At 34.8% G+C, this 19,311-nt stretch carries 16 protein-coding genes and 5 pseudogenes; 20 read left to right on the forward strand and 1 reads right to left on the reverse strand.

Annotation, left to right across the window (positions count from 1 at the left end):
- Positions 1 to 53: 53 nt before the first annotated feature.
- The 16 genes and pseudogenes from ACVR1I_RS04935 to ACVR1I_RS05010 all read left to right on the forward strand — a co-directional run bounded on the left by ACVR1I_RS04935 (position 54) and on the right by ACVR1I_RS05010 (position 14,973).
- Positions 54 to 646, forward strand: a pseudogene (locus tag ACVR1I_RS04935) (type IV toxin-antitoxin system AbiEi family antitoxin domain-containing protein).
- Positions 643 to 1,484 (forward strand): annotated as a pseudogene (locus tag ACVR1I_RS04940) (nucleotidyl transferase AbiEii/AbiGii toxin family protein). Before ACVR1I_RS04935 ends, ACVR1I_RS04940 begins: the two co-directional pseudogenes overlap by 4 nt.
- A 469-nt stretch (positions 1,485 to 1,953) precedes the next feature.
- Positions 1,954 to 2,379: pseudogene (locus tag ACVR1I_RS04945) on the forward strand (putative cross-wall-targeting lipoprotein signal domain-containing protein); the annotation flags it as partial.
- A pseudogene (locus ACVR1I_RS04950) lies at positions 2,376 to 2,465 on the forward strand (helicase SNF2); the annotation flags it as partial. The pseudogenes ACVR1I_RS04945 and ACVR1I_RS04950, both read left to right, overlap by 4 nt.
- Positions 2,466 to 2,535: 70 nt before the next feature.
- Positions 2,536 to 2,835: a DUF5962 family protein gene (locus ACVR1I_RS04955; RefSeq protein WP_447442898.1), complete on the forward strand. Its 300-nt coding sequence runs from the start codon at positions 2,536 to 2,538 to the stop codon at positions 2,833 to 2,835.
- A gap of 256 nt (positions 2,836 to 3,091) precedes the next feature.
- Positions 3,092 to 3,955, forward strand: a complete 864-nt coding sequence (locus ACVR1I_RS04960; RefSeq protein WP_447442899.1) for a helix-turn-helix domain-containing protein — start codon at positions 3,092 to 3,094, stop codon at positions 3,953 to 3,955.
- Between the two features lie 9 nt (positions 3,956 to 3,964).
- A complete protein-coding gene (locus ACVR1I_RS04965) occupies positions 3,965 to 5,326 on the forward strand; it encodes a radical SAM protein (RefSeq protein WP_447442900.1) in 1,362 nt (453 codons plus the stop codon).
- Between the two features lie 175 nt (positions 5,327 to 5,501).
- Entirely contained in the window at positions 5,502 to 7,055 is a 1,554-nt protein-coding gene (locus ACVR1I_RS04970) for an ATP-binding cassette domain-containing protein (protein ID WP_447442901.1), read from the forward strand.
- 8 nt (positions 7,056 to 7,063) lie between these two features.
- Positions 7,064 to 8,638, forward strand: a complete 1,575-nt coding sequence (locus ACVR1I_RS04975) for an ATP-binding cassette domain-containing protein (protein ID WP_447442902.1) — start codon at positions 7,064 to 7,066, stop codon at positions 8,636 to 8,638.
- Between the two features lie 108 nt (positions 8,639 to 8,746).
- Positions 8,747 to 9,385, forward strand: a complete 639-nt coding sequence (locus ACVR1I_RS04980; RefSeq protein ID WP_307122160.1) for a peptidylprolyl isomerase — start codon at positions 8,747 to 8,749, stop codon at positions 9,383 to 9,385.
- 38 nt (positions 9,386 to 9,423) lie between these two features.
- Positions 9,424 to 10,512 carry a DNA primase gene (locus tag ACVR1I_RS04985; protein ID WP_447442903.1) on the forward strand — a complete coding sequence of 363 codons (1,089 nt, stop codon included), beginning with the start codon at positions 9,424 to 9,426 and terminating at the stop codon, positions 10,510 to 10,512.
- Between the two features lie 53 nt (positions 10,513 to 10,565).
- The gene (locus ACVR1I_RS04990) at positions 10,566 to 10,793 is read left to right on the forward strand and encodes a DUF5965 family protein (protein WP_447442904.1); all 228 of its coding nucleotides are present in this window, start codon (positions 10,566 to 10,568) and stop codon (positions 10,791 to 10,793) included.
- A gap of 3 nt (positions 10,794 to 10,796) precedes the next feature.
- On the forward strand, positions 10,797 to 11,192 hold the full coding sequence (locus ACVR1I_RS04995) for a DUF5945 family protein (RefSeq protein WP_124758847.1): 396 nt from the start codon (positions 10,797 to 10,799) through the stop codon (positions 11,190 to 11,192).
- A 326-nt stretch (positions 11,193 to 11,518) separates the two neighbouring features.
- Positions 11,519 to 12,892 (forward strand): S8 family peptidase, encoded by a 1,374-nt coding sequence (locus tag ACVR1I_RS05000; RefSeq protein ID WP_447442905.1) that lies wholly within the window; start codon positions 11,519 to 11,521, stop codon positions 12,890 to 12,892.
- A 40-nt stretch (positions 12,893 to 12,932) separates the two neighbouring features.
- Positions 12,933 to 13,631, forward strand: a complete 699-nt coding sequence (locus ACVR1I_RS05005) for a response regulator transcription factor (RefSeq protein WP_447442906.1) — start codon at positions 12,933 to 12,935, stop codon at positions 13,629 to 13,631.
- Positions 13,609 to 14,973: a sensor histidine kinase gene (locus ACVR1I_RS05010; protein ID WP_447442907.1), complete on the forward strand. Its 1,365-nt coding sequence runs from the start codon at positions 13,609 to 13,611 to the stop codon at positions 14,971 to 14,973. Before ACVR1I_RS05005 ends, ACVR1I_RS05010 begins: the two co-directional genes overlap by 23 nt.
- 228 nt (positions 14,974 to 15,201) lie before the next feature.
- Here the strand turns inward: ACVR1I_RS05010 and ACVR1I_RS05015 are convergent.
- A pseudogene (locus tag ACVR1I_RS05015) lies at positions 15,202 to 16,217 on the reverse strand (IS110 family RNA-guided transposase).
- Positions 16,218 to 16,636: 419 nt separating this feature from the next.
- On the opposite strand from ACVR1I_RS05015, the gene ACVR1I_RS05020 reads away from it, so the two are divergent.
- The 4 genes from ACVR1I_RS05020 to ACVR1I_RS05035 all read left to right on the forward strand — a co-directional run bounded on the left by ACVR1I_RS05020 (position 16,637) and on the right by ACVR1I_RS05035 (position 19,248).
- Positions 16,637 to 17,338, forward strand: coding sequence for an ABC transporter ATP-binding protein (locus ACVR1I_RS05020; RefSeq protein WP_447442908.1), 702 nt, complete (start codon positions 16,637 to 16,639; stop codon positions 17,336 to 17,338).
- Positions 17,331 to 18,068 carry a lantibiotic immunity ABC transporter MutE/EpiE family permease subunit gene (locus tag ACVR1I_RS05025; RefSeq protein WP_447442909.1) on the forward strand — a complete coding sequence of 246 codons (738 nt, stop codon included), beginning with the start codon at positions 17,331 to 17,333 and terminating at the stop codon, positions 18,066 to 18,068. Before ACVR1I_RS05020 ends, ACVR1I_RS05025 begins: the two co-directional genes overlap by 8 nt.
- Positions 18,046 to 18,723, forward strand: coding sequence for an ABC-2 family transporter permease (locus ACVR1I_RS05030; protein ID WP_447442910.1), 678 nt, complete (start codon positions 18,046 to 18,048; stop codon positions 18,721 to 18,723). Before ACVR1I_RS05025 ends, ACVR1I_RS05030 begins: the two co-directional genes overlap by 23 nt.
- A gap of 357 nt (positions 18,724 to 19,080) precedes the next feature.
- Entirely contained in the window at positions 19,081 to 19,248 is a 168-nt protein-coding gene (locus tag ACVR1I_RS05035; RefSeq protein WP_447442911.1) for a gallidermin/nisin family lantibiotic, read from the forward strand.
- The last annotated feature ends 63 nt before the right edge of the window (positions 19,249 to 19,311 follow it).

Here is a 19,311-nt window from a genome sequence, read left to right on the forward strand (position 1 = left end):
CGATTAAGTTGTTAGCATATTGTTTTCTTTGTTATTGTTTAGGAGGTGGCGATATGGATCTGTTAGAGAAACCTGTTTATGATTATATAAAAAAAATCATGGAGTTATAACTTTTCGTGATATAGAAGAGCTTAACTTTTCTTACCAACAACTGAATCAATTGGTCTCAAAAGGTAAAGTGGAATCAATTGAAAGAGGGATTTATCATCTGCCTGATACCTATATTGATGATTTCTTTAGTTTACAGTATCGTTTTCCAAAAGGAATTTATTCCTTAGAAACAGCACTATGGTTACATGGCCTTTCCCTCACTGTTCCATTTGAACCTGTGATGACTTTTCCTTTTGGGACGAACACGAGGCTAATGAAAGAAGCTGGTGTTAAGCCGATTGTTGCTAGAAATCATCATGAAATCGGTATTATAAAACTAGAGCGACAGGCTGGACAGTTTATCTCAGTATATGATATGGAACGAACTTTGGTAGAGTGTTTGAGAACAGCTTATCATGTTGATGTTCAAGTCGTTGCTCCAGCGTTTCAAGCTTACTTTAAAAAAGGAGCTGTGAATTATGCCAAGTTGTACCACTATGCACAACTATTTAAAGTCACTGAAAAGCTACAATCTTATGTGGAGGTATTGTCGTGAAATTTTCAAATGCCAATAGCTTCAAAGCGAAAATTATGAATATCGCAAGAGAAAAAGGATATCTGCTCAACAAGTTCAGCAGAACTATTTGATTGAAAAAATCTTAAAACTCATCTCTGAAAGTCGGTATAAAGATTATTTCATTGTGAAAGGTGGATTCCTTATCGGACAGATGATTGGCTTAGATAAACGAACAACAATGGATTTAGATGTTACTTTGAAAGGTCAACCTCTTAGCGAGGAAAATATTCAAACAATCTTCAAAGAAATTGTAAGTCAACCTTCTGAAGGTTTTCAATTTGAAGTTGATATGTTAGAGCCAATTCGACAAGATGACGAATATGGTTGCTTTACCCTCAAACTCAGGGCGACATTTGATACCCTACGTGAAGTTGTCTTTATTGATATAACAACAGGTGATCGGATAACGCCACGAGAAATTACTTATCAATTGCAGTCTGTTTTTTCAGAGAATAAACTAGAAGTTTGGACTTATAATTTAGAAACTGTTCTTGCTGAAAAATTAGAAACGATTATTCGTCGAGGAGCTGCTTCAACTAGACCTCGTGATCGCTATGACCTCTACACATTGTATCACCTTCGAAAAGATGAGATTGATATCCCAATATTGAAAACTGCTCTAAACAATACTGGTAAAAAAAGAGAAAGCTTAGATGTTTTGATAAATTGGGAAAGTCAATTAGAGGTAATCCGTAGCTCTGACTATCAGAATCAGCTTTGGTCTCGCTATCAAAAATCATTTAGGTATGCCAGTGAAATTAGTTTTGAGAAGTCGGTAGAAGTGGTGGCAATTATTTTAAAACACTTAGGGATTTAGTAATGCATGTTTGGACAGGAGAAGCCAAATTCGTAGAAGAAGATATTCTTTATGGCCGGACAAATGAAACAAATAATTTGATGTTATAGAGTGGCTAAAAAATAGTATAATCCAAAAGTTTAGTATTACTGATTTTGTAGGCCTTGGGTTCATTGCTTTATAATAGTTTTGTAACGATATATATCGATATAAAACCGTCGATTCGACAAATAAGTAAACTTATTGATGAAAAACAAAGTTAGTGGTAGTATAATTATATCGAATTGGGGTGTGCTAGTCACGTCTGGGAGGGTCTGATACGTCAGTCCTCCCCTTTTTTATAGGGGGTTTCAGAAGTTATCAATAGTGCTACAGATAGTTTTTTTCTTTGTACTTTTTTTGATGTGATACCAAAATCAAGTCGTCTTTTTTATGATGAGGAGAGAGTGACAGATTGTTGCTACTTATCAAAAGAAAAGAAGGACTTTTTATGACCAAACAATGTCATCATCACTTTTTAGTCAATCAGGAAAAAGCAGAAAAGCACTTCTTCCGTAAAAGTAAGAAGTATCGGACACTTTGTTCGGTAGCTCTTGGAACTATGGTGACGGCTGTTGTCGCTTGGGGTAGCCAAGTAGCACAAGCTGACGAAGTGGTAACACCCTCGCAAGATAAAGCCGTTCAGTTGACAGATAATCCTGCGACCAACTTACCAGAAGCACAGCCAACTCCAGTTGTTGAACAGACGAATAGCCTTGCGTCAACTGGTCAATCAGATGAGGCTATCACGGTTACGGTTCCTCATGATGTTGTGATACAGGCTGTCAATCAAGCAACTGCTGAAGGAGTTACTACTGTTCAAGACCAACCTATGGACTTGGGAAATACGACTTCTGCGAGTGACACTAGTAAGCAGAGGTTGAAGAAATAGATGCAGCACTAGCTAAATTCAATGAAACGACCCAACCGCAACAGGACCAACAACTTTCGCTTGATTTTTAAGAAAAAGGCTGACAAAAAATAGTGAACGCGATAAAATGAAGTCAAGAAATCATCAAAGGAGAACAAACTAATGAGCCAAACAGTAGAAGAAATGCGTTATCAACTAGAAGAATGGCTATCACAAGGATTTACTAGCCTTGAAGACCAAGCTAATTATCAAGTCTTAAAGGAACAATATGAAGATGAAACCCTTGATTATAGCTTTTCAAAGCGAGAAATCATTGGTCAATTAGAAGTTATTATCACGACTCGTGAGAATGACTTTCCAGACTTAGATGAAGTGACTAAAGGAGAGTATCTAGACCTGGTTGGCCAACTGGATGACCTAGACAAGGGGAAGGCAGATTATTATCGTAAGCAATTAGGGTAGAAAGAGGTGTAGAGATGTTAGAACAAATCATTCAAAGTCTTTTGATTATCGCAGCGATAGGACTGATTTTGCTTGTAGTGACAAATTTTTTAGTATTAGCCAACAACGATAATAATAATTCCCTCAAAGAGTAGGAACAATAAAGGTAGTAGTTTTTGATTTTTCATGTGAAATACCTCACTTTTATTTTTTTTATTTTATGCTAAAATGTTAAAAATCAAAAAATATTCCCATATATGCTTATTGGAGGTGTATGATGAAAAAATTTGGAGAAATTTTTAAAAAGTTTCGAGAATCTAGAGGATTACGATTAAAAGATGTCGCTAAGGCTGGTATATCAACGTCTCAGCTCTCTCGCTTTGAGAAAGGAGAGACTGATTTAACCATTTCTAAGTTCATGCTTATCTTAGATGAAATCAACATGCCAATTGATGAATTTATGTATGCGGCTCATGATTTTCATAGAGATGAACTAAATGAACTTCTATCAAAGGTACGCCATTTTGTGTCTAATCATGATATTGAGGGATTGAAAAAGTTACTTTATTCTCAAATGGAGTCAAGGACTAAGAGAGAGAAATTTCATCACATTAATACTATTTTATTAAAAATACGCTTGCAAGATTTGTCTGGCGAAGACTATTATACAGAACAAGATTTAATTGAATTAACAGACTATCTTTTTGGTGTGGAATACTGGGGTTATTATGAATTGTTGATTTTTGCAAATACTTTAGATGTCCTAAAACACGATGTTTTCATGGTTTTAGCCAGAGAGATGTCAAGACGTTCTGATTTCTATAAAGAAATTCCAAATAATAGACGATTAATCTCATCAATGTTATTAAATGGATATATCACATGTGTTGAGAGAGGAAAGTTTCTGGATGCTCTGTATTTTGAAAAACAACTAAATCAATGCTTTTTCACTGAGACTGAAATTTATGAGCGATTGGTGTTTCAGTATGCACAACATCTGTATCACCATAAAAAAGAGAAGGATTGTAAAGCTATTATTGAAATGAGAAAGTGTATCGCTGCAATGAAATTAGCAGGAAGTGACCATTTAGCAAAGACTTATGAAGGACATCTAGAAAAAATTTTAGCTGAAAATGACTAGTCAGCAGATATGGGAAAGAAATTTAAAAGTTTTTTCAGAGTGATATACTTAAAGCGTGATGAAGGAGGTTCTATTATGGAAATGTCACCTTATGTTTTAAGTAAATCTCTTCCTGAAGGAGAGGTACATTTCAATACCAAAAATAATCACTCCTTTTTTATAACCAACGAATTATTAAGGAAAATTGATTGTGATGATACTACAAGAAGTCAGTATAATGATTATCTAGAGTCTTGGCATTATCATCAAGAAGAAAATGAGCTGGAAGAAACCCTAGCGAAAATTAAAAATGTTGATGAAAAGCTCCTAGAATTTACAATTCTAACTCATGGAGATTGTAATTTTAGATGTAAATATTGTTATGAAAAGTTTGAGAATATTTCAATGTCTCCAGAAGTAGAAGATGCTATTGTAACGTTTGCGGATAAACTATTATCCGAGGGAAAGTTCGAGAGATTTAGTGTCCAATGGTTTGGTGGAGAGCCCTTGCTTGGTTATAAAACAATAGTTCGGCTATCTGAGAGATTTTTAGAACTATGTTCGGTATATGATATTGAATATTTTTCTGGAATTACAACTAACGGTTATTTCTTAAATAAACGTATGTTTCAAAACTTAGTAGGAAAATGTAAAGTTACTGGTTATCAAATAACGGTTGATGGTGAGAAGAAGTTCCATGATAATCAACGTTTACTTAAAAATGGTGTAGGTTCTTATGATAGAATTTTTGCAAATTTAAAAATGATGGGGGCTAGTTCGTTACATTTTCATTGTACTATTCGATTTAATATTTCAAAAGAGAATGTTGAATCTATGGAGCACTTTCTAAAATTAGATGGTCTGGTATTCAGGGAAGATAGCAGATTTAGTCTTGCTTATCATAACATTGGGGATTGGGGGCAAGGAGAGCGAGCTGATGATTATTGTGTTGATATTCCAAATGGTGATTTCAGTTATTATTGTTCTCAACAGGCAATTTCTTTAGGATATAATATAGAATCCCCTCAAATAATGATGTCGAACAGTATAAATTGCTATGCTAATCGTAAATACCACTATATGTTCAACGTTAAAGGAGTAATTCAAAGCTGCACAGTAGCTCTGTACCATAAAGAAAATATTTTTGGAAGCGTTTTAACAAGTGTTGTTAACGAAAAGAAAAGGAATGATTGGCTCAAAGAGATTGAGTTTGAGAGATGTAGCCAATGCCCTTATGTATTGCTTTGTAAATCAGGATATTGTCCTTTGGTAAGGATAAATCAAGAAAAATCTTGGGAAAGGTTGTGTCGACTATATAAAGAGCGCATACAAAAAGATTTTTCACTTTTTATCCTTAGTAAGTCCTATAACGATATCCTTGATATAAATTAATTTTTTGGAGGAAGTAACAATGATTATAAAAGAAAATAAAAAATATGATCCCAATTCAGCATATAATATTGAGCTGAATGCTAGCTGTCCAAGAACAAACGGAAACTGCTAATTAGCATATAAAATAGTTAGCTATCCTTTCCTAGCTGACTATTTTATTTAATGGGAGCTTACTATGAAATTATTATCTTATCTTGGGAAATTCCGTTATGTTGCCTTCGTGGTCTTTATATTAGGAGCTTTCTCTAGTATTTTACAATCGTTAGTGATTCAAAAAGTCATTGCGATTGATACGGTAACGGATTTTGAGTCACTCGGGAAAGTTTTTGTCGTGGGACTTTTGACCTATCTGCTTTTTTATGGTTTGGAGTTTGGTGCAGATTTCGTTTACGATGTGTCTTGTAAACGCATCATGTTGGTCTTACGAGATAAGTTGATGAGGACGCTCCTTTTATCTAGCGCGTTCACAGATCAGCATGAGACGACGAATTTTCTCAGCCAAGATTTAGAATTTTTCTATGATAGTTACGTGACTCAGGTCATGCGTTTGCCCAAAAATGGCATGATTTTCTTGGTTGTGTCGGTCTATTTAATCACCTTAAATCCCATTTTAGCGCTGCTGTTTATCTTAGGCTCTCTCTTACGCCCACTACCCCAAGTGTTTTTGAGTAAAGTGGCAGATGCTTTTGGACAAAAGCAGAGCGAGGAGCGAGAGCGTTCCATGGCTCTCATTATGGACTTTGTCAATGGTGGAAGCACCTTGTTACATCATCAAGCATTTGCAACGACCTATGGAAAATTGAAACATCAGGTACTGACTTATGAAACTGCCCGCCGAAATTATTATTACCTATCTAATTTCCTCTTTTTCTGTAATGGTTTGACACAGTTTTTAGGACGTGTGCTACCAATTGGAATTTATTTTTTATTCCCAAATGTTTTTGGTCATATTCCAGTATCATCTCTAGTTGCCATGTTTATCGCTTCAAATAGCCTGTCAAGTCCTCTTCAAAATATGATGTATGCCACTTTTGACATGCAAGCTGCTCATTCTATCAAGACAAAAATCTATAATCTAATGGATAAGGTTGTTAATGAGGAGGAAGTCTCCTATATTCCAGATTTTAAAGCTCTGATTTTGCAAAATATCACAAAATCCTATGGAGACAAAACTATTTTGAAAGATTTCTCCTACACCTTTGAAAAAGGGAAGAAATATCTCATCACGGGAGCTAGTGGACGAGGAAAAACCACCCTCTTAAATATCATTAAAGGTGAAGCTGTCGATTCGGGACAAGTCGCTCTTGTGACGGATGACAATCAGTTATTTAACTCTTATCAAGCGAATATTGGTATGGTCAGTCAGTCACCCTTTCTCTTTAATGGCACCTTGGAAGAAAATATCTGTCTAAATCAGACCTTTTCTCATGACGAGATGATTAGGGTGTTAAATCAAGTCCACCTGCTTGAAGAGCTACCAGACGGCTTAGACTCCAACATTGAAAATAACGGCAGCAATGTTTCAGGTGGTCAGCGAGTGCGCATAGAATTAGCACGCTTTTTACTGCGCCAGAAGGATGTTTTACTGCTTGACGAAGTGACAGCAGCACTTGATAAAGAGAATGCTCATCGTGTCAGAGAGTTGATTTTTTCACTGCCCATAACCATTATTGAAGTGGCTCATCATGTGGACGAAACAATCGTTTATGATGCTGTGATAGAGTTGTAGGTGATGAGATGTTTAAGTATTTTAATAAATTTTTAGTGACCTTAACCCTTATCGCCTGTATCTTAAACAGTTTTGTCTTTCTCATTGAACCCTTGATGACAGATAAAATCTTTGACCTTACAGCGTTAAATAGTCGTAAAGAAACATGGGGGTTTTTGGTCTATGGATTGACTCTCTACTTGCTCTTATATGCTGTCATGTTTATCGCTAATCTCTTGATCAATCAGATTATGACCATTGGCTGCGGTAACATTCGCCTTGATCTTTACAAGCGTTTGATATTGGGGCATCAGGAGATTGGGAATGAACAGAAGATTTCCCTTTTAACACAAGATGTTGAATATTATCTCTGGAATCATATTAGTCCAAGTATTCTCCTTGTTGCACACATTAGTAATTTCCTATTACTTAGCATCTATCTCTTGGTAAAAAATATACCGATTGGTTTGCTGTTTATTGCCTGTTCCTTTATTTTCTTAGTTGTTCAACTGAGGATTAGTAAAATAGCAGAGCGAAAAGGGGACGAGCAAGCATCAGAGAGACAGAAATTACTGAGTTTAGTGAGCGATGCCGTTGTTGGAAGGCCAACGTTAGTTCAGAATCAAGCCCTTTCTTCTGGTCTTAAAAATGTTCAAAACCAGTCAACACGCTACGAAGATTCACGACAAACATTTGGAATTTATCAATCTTTCTTTGCCTTTTTAGCCAATCTGATGCTCTTTGTGTCTCAGTTTCTCCCAATCTTTTTAGGTCTGGTACTCATAGCAGCAGGAACTAGCATACAAGTGACAGATTTAATTGCCATGTTTATTGCAGCAACACGTCTGGAGCAGCCATTGATGAATATTGTTAACGATATTTTTAGGCTCAAAGGAGCAAAATCCATTTCTGACACATTTGACCAGATATTAGCTCAGCCTATTCCTAAAGAGCAGGAGCGGTCTCTTACAAATGAAGATTTTGAAGCTTTAGAATGCCATCAATTGGCGAAATCCTTTGCAGGCAGAAGACTCTTTTCAAATCTCACTTATCGCTTTGACAAAGGGAAGAAATACCTCATTAAGGGTCCGAGTGGTTCTGGAAAATCAACGCTTTTTAAACTGATTTTACAGGAATTAAGTCCTGATGAGGGGGCTATTGACATGGTGCTTGATAATGGTCAGGTGACGACAGACTATCAGCAGTGTATCGGTCTCATTGCCCAGTCACCTTATCTCTTTAATGATAGCATTCGCTTTAATTTGACATTGGGAGCTGATTTTTCTGATGAGCTATTATTAGAAAAGCTTGAGCAAGTTGGTTTGACAGCTGAGTTTGATAATATTTTAGACTATCAAATTGTTAATAATGGGGAAAATATTTCTGGGGGACAAAAGGTACGCCTTGAAATTGCACGAAATCTGATTAGACAAAAAGATGTGCTTCTTGCAGATGAAGTGACAGCTCCGTTGGATGCTCAAAATGCTAAGAATATCCGAAACCTACTGTTCAATTTACCAGTTACTGTTATTGAAATCGCCCATCACATTGATGATGACTTTATCTATGATAGTGAGATTGATTTGTCATATTATGAGAATTAAGGAGGAGCTACCACTCATTAGTGAGTGGTAGTTTTTCTTGTGATAACTTATCCAAGTCCATCTTGTTATGATGGTGCTATCTTATGGAAAAAGGAGATAGCACTAGTGATGTTAAATAAAATGAAGGCTAGATTTTTGATTGGTTTTGGTGGTCTAGCAGTCACCAGCTTTATGGTGATGATGGGCTACACCATTGGTTCTCAGTCTGTAACCAATCACACGCAGAAACAGATTCAGACTGAAGCTCATAAACTGCTGATCAAAGAGAAAGAAAAAGAGAAGGCAAGTGTCCTCTCTGATGAGTTAGTCAAGGAATTCCTTACCCAATACTATACCAAGGAAAAGCTGGGCGAGAACAACAACCGTATCAAGCCCTATATGACAGATTCTGCCTTTAAGGAAGAGGTAGCTCGTCAAGAAGATTCTATCAACCAAGTCTATAAAGACTATATGTTGGATTATCGCTTTGAATCTGCCAACATCTATGTCAATACAGAAGAAAATGAAGCTTTTGTGGAAGTGTCTTATCAGGTTGTTTACGTGTCAGATGTCAGTGACAAGGCTCAGAAAAGTACACAGACAGAAACGACCTCTCTTAAACTATCTTATGCCAAATTGTCAGATAAACTCCTTGTCAATCAGGTAACCATTTGGAATGGGAAGCTAGGAGACTTGAAAGAATCTTCTGATGAAGTAAATTCAAGCATTCCAAAGATTCAAGGCACTACGACAAGTGAGACCAACTAGCAGGAGTTTATCTTCTGCTTTTTTGATAAGGAGATGAGATGACAAGAATTGAAAAAGTGAAACAAAAGGCGATTTTAGAGGTGGCAGAAAGTCTAGGTTATTCTTTTAAACGACTATCAGGGCAAGTCTATGAACATCCAGAACATGATTCTTTTAGGATATTTGCGGATACCAATACTTTTAAATGGTTTTCACGTGACATCCAGGGAGATGTGATTGATTTCGTTCAGTTAATGACAGGAGTGTCTTTTAAAGAAGCCCTGTCTTACCTTGAAACTGGAGACTTTGAACAAGCTAAGGTAGTCGAAGAGACCTACCAACCCTTTCGTTATTATCTAAGGGAAGAACCATTTGACCAAGCACGGATATACCTGAATGACATTCGTGGTTTAAGTGATGACACTATCAATGCTTTTGGCAGACAAGGTCTATTAGCACAGGCTCATTACCAGACAAAGACCTTTCAAGAATCAGTCCTTGTCTTTAAGAGTTACAATCATCATGGACAACTAGAGGGGGCAAGTCTTCAAGGGCTTGTCAAAAATGCTCAGAGACATGATCGAGGTTATCTCAAAAAAATCATGAAAGACTCTCATGGTTATATAGGAATGAGTTTTGATATAGGAAAACCGAAACGCCTTATCTTTTGTGAATCGGTGATTGATATGATGAGTTATTATCAACTCCATCAGAAGAAGTTATCAGATGTGCGTTTGGTTTCTATGGAGGGCTTAAAACTCTCTGTGATTGCTTATCAGACACTAAGGTTAACAGCAGAGGAACATGACAAGCTCAATTTTTTAGATAATATCAAGCCAAGTAAATTAACGCATTTTCTTCGTATCATACAAGAAACAACTATCTTTTTTCAGAACCACCCAGGTTTGATAACATTAGCTGTTGACAATGATGAAGCAGGGCGAGACTTTTGTCAGAAGTTATCTGAGAAAGGACTTCCCATTGAAATAGACTTACCATCATTACAGGAACTGGAAACTAAAGCAGATTGGAACGATATTGTGAAAGGTCATAGTAATCATTCTCTAAAAGATGTGATCCAATCGGCCAAGTTACAAGTTATCCGAAGCAATCCTCCGCCTAGAAAAAATACTGCTTTAGAGTTGTGATAACAAAATCAAGTTTCTTAGATTAATCTAGAAAGTGATAAGGAGGACACCCTATGAGTCTGATTGAACGCCTAGTTGAAAGAGTGGCTAGGCAAGAGGAAAAAGTTGCGAAAGAAACGGAAAAACTAGATACTTATCGCAGTCAATTACAAACAGCGATGTATCAAGCCTTTATCAAACGCCAACAAAATAGTCCCTGGACATTTGATGAAGCATTGACGCAAGCCTTTGGCCAGTATGAACAAAAACCAATACCATCAGATAATAGAAATGAGGAATAACACATGACAAAAGACTGGACCTTTGACCAACCCTTAGATGATAACACACCGACATCTTCATCGGAAGAACGTGCGAAGATTGCGGCACTATTTCATAAAGAAAACCAAGAGGGCACTGAAGATGTTGACTATGTGGCAGCCTTTGAAATGGAACAACAAAAGGCTAAAAATCAGATGGCTCCACAGCAAGAACCTCAAAAGCAATCTATACCAGAAGTAAAGCCCTCCTCAACTATTACCAGTGACTACAAGCAACACCTAGCCGATGTGATGGATCAAAACAATGAGGACATTCGTCAAAGTCAGAAGAAAATTGAAGAGTTGCACCAGTTGATTGATGACAAAAATAAGCAAAATAAGAAATTACAAGCCATTTCAGCAGCTATTGATGACTTGTAAGTGAGGCAGTCCTTACAAGGGCTGCTTTTTATGGGGAGAGAAGATGAAGTTATTCAAAAAGCAAAGGCATAATCAAGATAGTTTTAAGCGTCTCATCCATCAGATAAGTCAATAGATGACAATGAGTATTTAATAAGGAGGTTGGAAAAGTTTGTCAAAATTTTAAATGAAATAGACTCAAGCAAGGATGAACTAAAATTGGAACACAGTGAAAAAATGTGAAAGAATAGCATTTTTCGGATTTATTGATACCAAATATTGAGTACTCTGAAGAAATTCTGAAATAAAATTGATAAAAAGGAATAAAAAACTAAGGAGATGATATTATGAAAAAGATAGGCTTATTGTCGAATGTTTTTATATCATTGTTTATTGTTATATTAGCTAGCGGTTCTGTGTCATCAGGAGTAAGTGCTAATGAAAATAAGGAAATTAGTTATAATGTTTTAGTTAGTGAAAATAAATCTATTGAGGATGTAGAAGATGTTTTACAAAGCCAAGGAATTAAAGTTACTGATAAAATACCTGAAATAAATTTTTTAACTATTTCTACCGAAAAAAGTGAAGATACAATAAAAAAAGAAAACTCTAATTATATTGATGACATAGTTATAGATAATACTATGACTGTAAAGCCTAATATTACTTATTTGTATGGGGACAAGGTTTATACAAATACTAATTTAGATTTTTGGGAAAATCAGTGGGATATGCAAAAGAGTATTAGTACTGGAAGTAAATTTCAACATAAGTCCTCTGGTAAAGCAACAATTGGTGTAATAGATTCTGGTATTACATATGATAATCCAGATATTTATTCACACATTATTTCAGTACAAAATTTCACATCAGATTTGGAAACAGGAATAGTTGATAACCAAAATGTTGTAGATAAAATTGGGCATGGGACCTCTGTTGTGGGACAAATTTCATCAAATGGAGAATATTTAGGGATAGCACCTGACATGAAAATACGAATGTATCGTGTTTTTGATGAAGGGAATGCTCAAGACCAATGGATTCTCAAAGCGCTCATTCAAGCAGCAAAAGATGATGTTGATGTTATTAACCTTAGTTTAGGAGAATATTTGTTAAGAGATTCCACTGATGAAGATGATGATACAGCTTTGATCAATATCTATCAACGGGCAATTAATTATGCTCATAATCAAGGTTCCGTTGTCGTTGCTTCAGTAGGTGATGAAGGGATGGATTTACAGAATCAAGATGAATTAAAAAACTACCTTGGTAGTTTAAGAGGAAAAGATTATAGTCAAGTTGATGGAACTGTACAAGATATTCCGGCTGAATTAGACAATGTTATTACAGTTGGTTCAGTAGATGATAACGATCTTGTATCTAGTTTCTCAAATCAAGGGAATGAATACATTGATATCTATGCGACAGGGGGTGGAAGTCAAGCGCTTTCGAAAGTAGGATATGATAAATGGGTAGCTGATAAATTATATGAAAAAGAATGGATTCTTGTTCCAACGCTTGAAGGAAAGTATACATATGCATATGGGACTTCAATTTCTACTCCTAAAGTCTCTGCAGCTTTAGGATTGATTATAGAAAAGTATAATTTGAAGGACCAACCAGATGAAGCTATTCGAATTTTATATGATAATTGTTTTCTTAGTAATAATGGAAACAATGGACAAATTAGGCTACTAAATATTACAAATTTTGTACAATAATAGTGTAAAATAGTTGTATGAGATAAAAGAGGTACCTAGTATGTATAAGATTTTGGTAGTTGATGATGATTTTGAAATTTTAAAATTGATGCGAACAATTTTAGAAATGAAAAACTATAATGTGACGACTTATCAAGAAGTTAAGCTTCCTATAAAAATAAGTGATTTTGAAGGATTTGATTTAATATTGCTTGATGTTATGATGCCCAATGTTGATGGTCTGCAAATCTGTAAACATATTCGTGAATCAGTACTCTCTCCAATTATTTTTGTCAGTGCAAAAGATTCTGAAGATGATATTGTATCTGGCTTAAATCTTGGTGGCGATGATTATATAACAAAGCCCTTTAGTGTTAATCAACTAGTTGCCAAGGTTGCAGCACATTTAAAACGAGAAGAACGTTATAGAAATGCTGAATCTAATGAATCTGTTATTCGAGAATTACTTCCACTAACATTTTACCTTCAAGAAAAACTCGTGTGTGTTAATGGTAAAGCTATTTCTCTTACTAAAAGGGAATATGATATTTTAGAGCTATTATCTAGTAAGACAAATAAGGTTTATACAAGAGAAGAAATCTATGAATGTGTCTATGATGATGAAGCAGATGCATTATTTCGTTCAATTTCGGAATACATTTATCAAATTAGAGTCAAGTTTGTTCCCTATGGAATTAATCCCATTAAAACAATAAGGGGGATGGGATATAAGTGGAATGATGAAAAGATATTCAATTAATAAGCGGATTTTAAGGACAGTCCTTGAAATAGTGATTGGTACAGTTGCAAATGTTACTATGTTGCTTGTATTGAGCTACATTCTTATTTTTACAGGTCAGTTGAATACATATGGAACAGACTATCATATATCAATTGGTGATAGTAAATCTGCTGGCAGTATTAAGAATCAAATGGATTCCTCTGTCTTTGATTATGTATTGTTTGATAGCGATAATGGCGAATTGGTCTCTGGAAAATATCAAAAACAGGATTTACAACAGTATAAAGAAGTTTTTGATACTGGAAGTTCGGTTAGCGAGGATTCTATATTGTTTACAGAATATGAAAACTCAGATTTTATTTTGGTTATTAGAAGACCAACAATGCCCGAATTTGTAAATCGAAACTTTCGACATATTTCCTATAATTTAGTCTCTTATTTGTTTTTTATAGTGCTAGAATTACTACTTATCTCTATCTCCGTTATCAGGCTCTTAAGAGAATTTACAAAGAATTTTCGTTTAATTGAAAAAATATCTCTGAATATGGGAATACCAGGAATGGATATTGAACGTAAAGAAACTGAAATGCTAGAATGTAATAACATTTTATTGACGCTTTATCAAAAAGACGAAGAGTTGATAAAGTTATTAGAAATAGAGAAAAAAGATAAAAAAGATTTGTCATTTCAAGTTGCTGCATTAGCACATGATATTAAAACACCATTAACTGTTTTAAAGGGGAATATCGAGTTGCTTGAGATGACTAATCTAGATGAAAAACAATTAGATTTTATGTCCTCAATGAATCATAGTGTTGGTATATTTGAAAAGTATTTTAATTCAATGGTTAATTATTCAAGGTTGCTAATTGAAGATAAGAATTATCAGGAAAATATTGAATTATCAAAATTTCTTGATGAACTGTCATTAGAATGTCGAGAAATTATGTCTTCAAAAAGAATTAATTTTCAAATAGTTAATGAATCTCATACCAAAGTGATTAAAGGAAATCGTCTCAACTTAGATAGAGCTTTGATAAATATCTTATCCAATGCGACTAGATTTTGTTCAGAAGAGGGCAAGGTGGTACTTACTATATCTGAAAGTTCTAACTTTATCAGTTTTGAGATTTGGAATAATGGTTTACCATTTACAGAAGAGTCTCTTAAAGATGGAGGAAAACTTTTTTACACAGAGAATAAAGGAAGAAATGATAAGCATTACGGAATAGGACTTTCGTTTGCTCAAAAGATAGCTATGAGACATCAAGGTCAATTAGTACTCTCAAATCCACAAAATGGTGGTGCGCAGGTCACTTTATTGATTAAAAATTTTCAGGGGGGTAGGCAAAAAGCCTAATATAAACAAAACCGCATGAAATCTTTCGTTTACAAACGTTGATTTCATGCGGTTTCTTATTTCGGAAATTTGAAAAAATCAATGAGATTTCGACTTTTTATACGAAAACAAAAAAGAATGCAAAAATTCCCTCCCTATGATATAATTAAAGCGAAAAATTTTTATGTTAGGCTACTAGCTCGTCTCTAGTAGTCTTTTTCTGTGCTAAAAATTCAGATAGGTTATCTGTTATTTCAAGAGGATATAGTCAATTTTTAATAGTTGGTGTGCGACTGAATAGTAGCTTTTTGTGAACCACGTCGACTTTGAATTTGATAAAATCGGTCTGCTAAAGGACTTCCTTTTTGTTTTTTGACAGCGAAAGCGGCATGACAAAGGCACTTCTTCAGATAAGAATTTCCATGTCGAATCTTGGTACTTCGTTTCTTACCAGCACTCTCATTATTACCTGGACAGAGTCCCGCCCAAGAGGCTAAATGTCCAGATGTCGGAAACTGACTCATGTCAACACTAACTTCAGAAATGATACCAGAAGCTGTAATGACATCAATACCTGGGATAGAATCCAATATTTCTATATGGTTTTCATATTGTGATAGATAGACATTAATTCGCTCTTCCAACAAGTCAATCTGCTTCTTGTAAAAATCATAAATCTCCAAAGACTGCTTTAACATGAAACGATGGTGGTTGGAGAAATAGCCATCCAAGGCTTCCAGAAGTTTTGGTACTTTCTTCTTCAAACTGGTATAAACTGATTGATGAACAATACGATGTGTGATTGGCATCTTATCAAACAATAATTGAAGAAGATTACGACTTTCCACATAATGTTTTCGTTGTCTGGTCAACTCCCTCATTTCTTGAATGGTTTTATCGGGGACGAAACTCCGAGGCAACAGACTAATCCGTGTTAATTTGGCAATCCAGTGAGCGTCCTTCTTGTCGGTTTTCTGACCTAGAATAGCCTTCATGTGGGCTGGTTGAGCGAGTATCAACTTGAAGTCATCACATAGAGCATGCCAGACAGGTCGCCAATAAACACCTGTGCTTTCCATACCAACAGCTTCCACATGAAATTGACTGAGAAAATCGTGGCAAGCACGTAGGCCTTTAGTCGTTGTATCAAACGTAGCCATCTCACGCTTTGGACAAGTTGAGGTGAGTGGTCCGTGTAGGATACAGACGACAATATTGGCTTGATGGACATCAATACCTGCAAAAGATTGATAGAGAACATCCATGATAATTCCCTCCTTCTAAAAATTAGAGAGCTTATCCACCGAATTTTAGTCGCATAGTCATTTGAATTAACTTTGATACATCGTCACTTTCGGCTTGCCGTACTCTAGTACTGCCTGCACCTCAGTTCCTTGTCTGAAAGCTCATTTATTCGACTATATTTTTATACTCATGCCTATCGCATATTTTGGGGTGCTCGTCAGTAGAGTGGATCAGTTTTTCCCTCGATGAATAACATCATTAACTCGTCAACCACAAAGCCCTCACTAAGATGTTACACCTAGTGAGGGCTTTATGTTCGTTTTCATTATTCTGTGGGTGAGGGCGGAGCCATCATGGATGTCTTACCCAGCCCCCTTTTTCTGAACAAATACTGAAATTTCTTTTGTATATTATAATTAAAGAAATGGAGGCAGTAAATATGGAAGTTATCATTCAAAATCTAAGAAAAAGCTATAAAGACAAAGAGGTTTTAAAAGGTGTTTCGTTTACAATTGAAGAAGGTACTATTTGTGGTCTTCTAGGAGTAAATGGTGCTGGAAAATCAACTATTATGAAGATTCTTTTTGGTATTGAAAGAGCTGATAGTGGAGAAGTTGTTTTTAATGGAAAACACAAGGATATTGTAGAAGAAAATAGATCTGGTATTGGAGCGTTGATTGAATCTCCTGCTATTTATTTGAATCTCTCTGCATTCGACAACTTAAAAACACGAGCATTGCTACATGATGTTCCAGATGAAAGAATTTATGAGGTGCTTCAGTTGGTTGGTTTATCTAATACTGGAAGAAAGAAAGCAGGGCACTTTTCATTAGGAATGAAGCAACGACTTGGACTAGGAATGGCAATTATTACCAATCCTGATTTATTAATTTTAGATGAGCCAACTAATGGTCTAGATCCAGATGGGATAAAAGAATTGCTAAATTTAATTAGGGATCTAAAAAAATCTGGAATGACAGTCCTCTTGTCCAGCCATCAACTAAGTGAAGTCAGCAAAATTGCAGATCAAATCGTTATACTGAATCAGGGTAAGATTTTTTATGATGATACTAATAGGAATTCAAATGATTTAGAAAACCTATTCTTTAGAATTGTCCATGGAGGTGATGGAAATGAATAATATTTTTAAATCTGAGTGGTTGAAGCAAAAATCTAGTTCTGATAAAAAATTACTAACCCTTATTCCTTTGCTAGCAATTTTTATAGCTTTCATACTCGCAGGACCATTTAATCTAGAAAGTTTCTCAATTTATTGGTGGGAAGGTGTCTTTCTTTTTACTCTCATTGGATTGTTATTTTTAGCTGATTATAGTGCTGAGGAGAATGCAGGTGCATTTCAAAATATTAGCTTGGGTAGATATACGTTTACGATTTATTTAGCGAAGATACTGTTGAAGTTCAAGGATGTTTTGATTTCAACCTTTATTTTTACGATAATATTTTATTTCATCTCATTTCTTTTTTCAGGTGTGATGTCAGTAGACATTTGTAAAGATTTGATTTGTTTATTACTTATTGGTGTTTCTTCTGCTTGGGTATTACCACTTTTATATTTTCTAGCAAAGTGGATAAATCCCTACTTGTTGTTAGCTACAAATTCTCTTATTTGCTTATTAGTTGCTCCTCTAATAGCTCAGACATCGGTTTGGTTCATATTTCCTTATACTTATCATTATAAAATTGCTTATGCTCTTTTACATTTGAAACCATCAGGCAATTTAGATGTAACATTAAATGGAGTTGAAACATCGACAATTTTATTATCAGCAACTCTTTCAATCTTAGTTTTTGTGACTTTCCTTGGTTTGTTGAAGTGGAGGATAATGAATGAACAAAATTTTAAAAAGTGAGTTACTAAAGTGGAAAGGCTCTTTTGCTTTCAATTTTATTTTGATTTTAGCAATCATTGAACTACTCACAATTCCTCTCTATTTACATTTTACAAATAATCCAGTTATCATTGAAAATATCATTTTTTTACCTATGCTAGGTTATTGTATCCTAGCATCAATTTTGTCTATCTTACTTCATGAACAGGAGAAAAAAGCAAATTTCTTTCAAAATATAAAAAGTGAAAAAAATAGTGGAATTATTTGGGGAATGAAGCTTATTTCGACAGACTTACTCATGGTTTTACTGGGAGTTCCGGTTTGGATAGTGGTAGGAGTTGAATTTAATAGACTCTCTTACTTTGCTTATGTTGGTATGATTACTTGGTTATTATTAGTCTTACTAAACCATTTTCATATGTTACTTAGTCTTATCATGGGCAAGGGAGGGAATCTAGTAATTTCTTTTATCGAATGTCTGTTTATTATATTTGCAACTAATAAAGTATTTTTAAATATATTATGGTTGCCTATCGTTTTACCAGTTAATCTGATTCTAGAAATTGGGAAAAATGAAATTTTTATGATTCTAGTGTACTTAATTGGTTTTATCATATTATCGTATTTCTGTAATTTAGCTGTTATAAATAAGGTTAAAATTCAAAAAATTATGTAAAAAGAGGTAAATTGGTTAGGGGTCTCTGGAAAAGTAGAATACAACAAAATTCAATAGATAAAAAGCGAATGACAGCATATTTTGAAATCTAAAGCTTGTAGGTCATCCGCTTTTCATGTCTGTTTTATTATCTTTTCAAGATAGTATTGTTCATGATATTTTAAAAAAATCAGACTTTTTCAGCAGTTTCATCGGTCAACTATCTTTTTATTTAATTATCCAGAGTATCAGTATAAATATTTCATGCATTCTAAATAAAAAAATTGTTCATTCTCTATAATTATGAACAAATTCTGAACTAGGTATCTTACAATATATTTGTTCGAACAAAGAAAAAATAATTGGAGGAATTTTATTATGAACAATGAAGATTTCAATTTGGATCTTGTCACAATCTCAAAGGAAAACAACTCAGGAGCTTCACCTCGGATAACTAGTAAATCATTATGTACTCCTGGATGTAAGACGGGTATTTTGATGACCTGTGCAATCAAAACCGCAACTTGTGGTTGCCATTTTGGATAAAATTGATTTGTTTAGTAACTATCTTTTTGCAATTTTGACTAAGAAAGAAAGGGACTCTATATC

The organism is Streptococcus cameli, from assembly GCF_053207365.1.